Annotated in this window: 3 protein-coding genes and 1 pseudogene; all 4 read right to left on the bottom strand. The window is 68.4% G+C overall.

Features of this window, described 5'->3' with window-relative positions:
* Positions 1–299, bottom strand: a pseudogene (locus QOI01_RS24880) (hypothetical protein); the annotation flags it as partial.
* A 401-nt stretch (positions 300–700) separates the two neighbouring features.
* Positions 701–1,243 carry a hypothetical protein gene (locus QOI01_RS24875; protein ID WP_526385721.1) on the bottom strand — a complete coding sequence of 181 codons (543 nt, stop codon included), beginning with the start codon at positions 1,241–1,243 and terminating at the stop codon, positions 701–703.
* 436 nt (positions 1,244–1,679) lie between these two features.
* Positions 1,680–1,973 (bottom strand): hypothetical protein, encoded by a 294-nt coding sequence (locus QOI01_RS24870; protein ID WP_526385719.1) that lies wholly within the window; start codon positions 1,971–1,973, stop codon positions 1,680–1,682.
* Between the two features lie 694 nt (positions 1,974–2,667).
* Complete coding sequence (locus QOI01_RS24865; protein ID WP_526385723.1) at positions 2,668–3,798, bottom strand: transglycosylase family protein; 1,131 nt, start codon at positions 3,796–3,798, stop codon at positions 2,668–2,670.
* Positions 3,799–3,811: the final 13 nt, after the last annotated feature.

The raw sequence follows: 3,811 nt of genomic DNA, 5'->3' as shown, positions 1-3,811 counted from the left end.
CAGTCGTGGGTGGTGGGGTTGGTGGCGTGTTCGGCTCCGTCGGGGAAGACGACGGTGGCGGTGCGGTGGACTTCGGTGAGTAGGTCGATGGTGGAGATTAGGCCGGCTCGGTCGCGGATCTGCCAGGTGACCGGTCCGGTGTAGAGGTCCAGCCAGTGCACGGCGGCGTTGTTGAGCTTGTTGGGGGCGACCTGGGCGATGACGGCGTAGTCGGCCCGGCGGGTCCATTCGATGGCCAGGGCGACGCGGACGAAGTCGGCCTCGGTGCGGGGGGTGGGGATCTGGCGGGGCAGGTGCACCGTGTGGCCGCGGGCGGCGTCGAAGGCCTCCAGGAGTCCTTGGGCGGCGTTGCAGCTTTCCTAGGGGTGACCGTAGGTTTCCTCTGCTGGCAGGCTGAATCCCTGTTGGATGCTTGGCACTTCACGGGACGTGACGGCCAACGGACGCGGTTCGTGGAGCGGTTCGCGGGTGCTGCGTAGCTCCGCATGGTCGTGGTGTCCGAAAGTGTTATCTGCCAGCTGGCTGGTGGGTGGCAGTCCCGAGCAGTAGATGCGCGATGAACAGTCGGAACGGGTCGTCAGTGCGGGACTGCGCAACGGCCTGCGCCGTATTGAAACAGCGGATTCCGGGCGACCGCGATGTCGGCAACCGGGTGGGCCCGGCCGGACCTCTGGGGATCCAGCCGGGCCTGTGGTGGCTCCTACTGTGGCCAGCGGTAGTCGTCGGAGGTGGGGTCGTCGGCGTGCTGTGGACCGTCGAGGAACACTGCTATCGCGGTCTTGTGAGTTCGGGTGAGGAGCTCCAGGGTCGACTTGAGGCCGCGTTGGTCGCGGATCTGGAAGGTGATTGGACCGCAGTGCAGGTCGATCCAGTGGGTGATGGTGTTGTTGGCCTTGTTCGGCCCGTTTTGGGGGACCGCGCAGTAGGTGGGCCTGCTGGTCCACTCGATGGCCAGGGTGGTTTTGACGAATGGCTCGTATGGTGGTGCGGCCGGGGCGGGGAGCTCTCGGGGTATCTGCACCATGGCGGCGCGTGCGGCGGCGAAGGCCTCGAGCAGCCCTTGGGCCGCGGAGGCGGAGTAGAGGCTCATCAACGTCGTCCCGAAGGTCAGACCGATGCGCGCGTAGCTGGTCTGCGCGTGGTAGACGGTGATGTCGGACTGGACGTCGCCGAGGATCACGGCGACGCTGCGTGTGATCATGGCGGCTGGGACGACGTGCAGAGTGCGTGTGGATCGGGACATGTTGGTTCACCTCGTGTTTGAGTGAGTGGAGATAGCCGGTTGGCTGCGCTCTGGGGGGCCGGCGGGGTGGCTGTGTCAACCCCTTGAGCCGCCGCGCTGGAGGCGAATTTCGCCGTGAGCGGGAGCGAGCAGGGTGGGGCGAGATTCGTCGGAGCCGCACGGGCGTAGCGCAGTGGCGCGCCAGCGACACGCAGCGAAGAACGGGCGAGCGTGAATAGCGGCGTGGGTTGACACAGTCGGGGCCCCCGTCGGCCACACTGGGAGAGCGCTAACGGCAAAAAGGTGAGTGGCTACGGACGCGGCGGCGCGCAGCGTCGCCATCCAGCCGCAGGCTGGCTTGGGGCGTTTGGTCGGCGCCAATTCCGCTGCGCCACAGAACCTCGGGGCCCAGCGTGTTGATAGGCCGGGCAGGCGGCGAGCCGCGTCGGACTCGCGTTCAGCTGATCAGGGTGGAATGTCGAATCGTCGCGGTGAGTGCCTCGAGACACTTCAGGTTGGAACCGTGGTGATCGCGACCGGTTACCAGGATGGCCAACAAGGTGTCGTCGATCCTCACGGTGTAACGGCGCTGGCCCAGGTCGGCGTGGCACAGAAGCGCCGACGCGAGAGCGTCGACCGCGTCACTAGCCGCGGCGGCCCTATCCGCAGCTGCGCCGGTGACGACAATGTTGGCTTCGGCCGCAATGTTGGCTTCGGCCGCGCCGAGGACGTTCAGAGTCCAGGTACTCATCGCGGCGCCCTCCTCTCAAAACCGTTGTTGGGCAGTAGTGTCGCTGTCCTAGTCCTCCGGCGGTAGCGCGTAGAACGTTGCCTGTGGACAACCAACGCCGATCCCGAGTCCTGTGGATAACTTCACGACGCGCACATCTCTCGGTCCGGGCGAACAGATGGTGATGTCCTAGTCCGGACGAACGGGTTGGGACGATCGACCTTCGAAACATGGGAGCACAACGTGACGGTCTGGTGTTGGCGCCCTCGTCTGCCTCGGGCCGCGCGCCGGCGACGAATCCGATGTGGGCGGCGACTTGTCCTTCACCGGGTGGCGGCGTCGGTGCGGTGCGCTCAGTGCTCGGCATGGGGGAGTGCCCGGACAGACCGCCTCGGCGGGGTGAGGGCCAGGTGAACGTCGGGTCGCCCCACAGCCACCGAACACGCTTGAAGCACCGGTACAGGGGACCGTTGCCGAGGCGGTGGGCGAGGGCCCGTCCGTGACAGTCGTCGACGTTGAGGGTAGCGGCGCCGGGCCGGGATTGCGCTGTGGCGCAAGGCGTTGGCAGGGAACGCTCAGATGCATACCGATGTGCCGGACACGCCCTCGAATGTGTTGGGCCGGCCGCTACAGAACGGCTCGCTCTGCGGACGCGTGGCGCCGGACGCCAGCGCAGCGTGTCGAGCCAATCCCCGCGTGGACGGCGGTGATCGATCTACAGTCTGGCGCCGCACACCGGCCAGGCGCCACGGCCCTGCCGCGTCCGCGTGACCTCGGCGATGGCGATCTGCTCTTCTCGGGTGGCCAGGTCCGCGCGCGGTGCGTAACGCAATCCGCCGTTGCGCTGCCAGGTGTTCTGGTCGAATTGCGGGCCGCCGTAGAAACCGTTGCCGGTGTTGACGGCCCAGTCGCCGCCGGATTCACACGCGGCCAGTGCATCCCAGGCCGCGCCGTCGAGCACCGGCGGGACCGCGGTGCCGGGCTTGGCGCCGATCCGCAGCACGGTCGGTCGGGCCGGTATCACGATCGCGTTCCGCACGGCCTGTCGCCCGGTGGCGACGCCGTTGACGATCGACACCGCGTAGGTGACGTCCTGCATCCCCGGAGCACCGGGGTCCTCGACGACGTGGCGGCTGGTGTTCATCGTCGGATCCTGGATGCGGTACACCTGCGGCGGCAGCTGGATGCGCACGGCCACGGTCCGGGTCCGAATGCGGATGACCGCGATCCGCATGCGCGCGGTGACCGGGGTGGACGCCGGGGGCACCACCTTGTCGTCCTGCTGCAGCGGTGTACCGGTCGCGGCGACCAGCAGGCCGACGTTGAGCGCGGCCAGGTGCCAGTCCTTCGCCACCCCGCCGTCGTCGAGGTGAACGTCCTTCGCGGTGATCACCGGCAACGCCATTCCGGCCAGCGGTACCGGGCTGGTGCGAGCCGCCTCGGTGGGCAGGGCATCGCTCAGCGACAGCTGCTTCAGGGCCTCGGCGATGGTGCCCGAGGTCGTCCACACCCGGGTGGTCGGGCCGCCATCGATCGACAGCTGCAACGGCCGACCGCGCCGCAGCACGATGGTGTCGGACTGTCGTACCGGCTGGTCGCCGCCCGGGTGGAGCTCGTCGCGGTCACCGACGGCGAAGCCGTTGTCCCGCGCCACGTCGATCACCCTGCTGCTCAGCGTCGACACCGTGACGGGGAAGCCGTCGACGACGAGCGTGACGGTCTTCTGCATCGCGACGGTGTAGCCGCCGCCGAACGCCAACCCCCCCAGGAGCGCTGCGAGCAGCGCACGCGGCACTCGACGGCGCGCCGCGGCGTCGGCCCGCGAACTGGTTCGAGCTGGGTGCACACCGGATCGGGTG

The organism is Mycobacterium sp., assembly GCF_032162605.1.
Lineage (GTDB): Bacteria > Actinomycetota > Actinomycetes > Mycobacteriales > Mycobacteriaceae > Mycobacterium.
Note: the sequence above shows the minus strand (reverse complement) of the source record. Positions and strands in the feature narration are given on the sequence as shown.

Coding starts and splice junctions, on each gene's coding strand:
- QOI01_RS24875 (WP_526385721.1), bottom strand. CDS start 1,243: ATGTCCCGATCCACACGCACTCTGCACGTCGTCCCAGCCGCCATGATC.
- QOI01_RS24870 (WP_526385719.1), bottom strand. CDS start 1,973: ATGAGTACCTGGACTCTGAACGTCCTCGGCGCGGCCGAAGCCAACATT.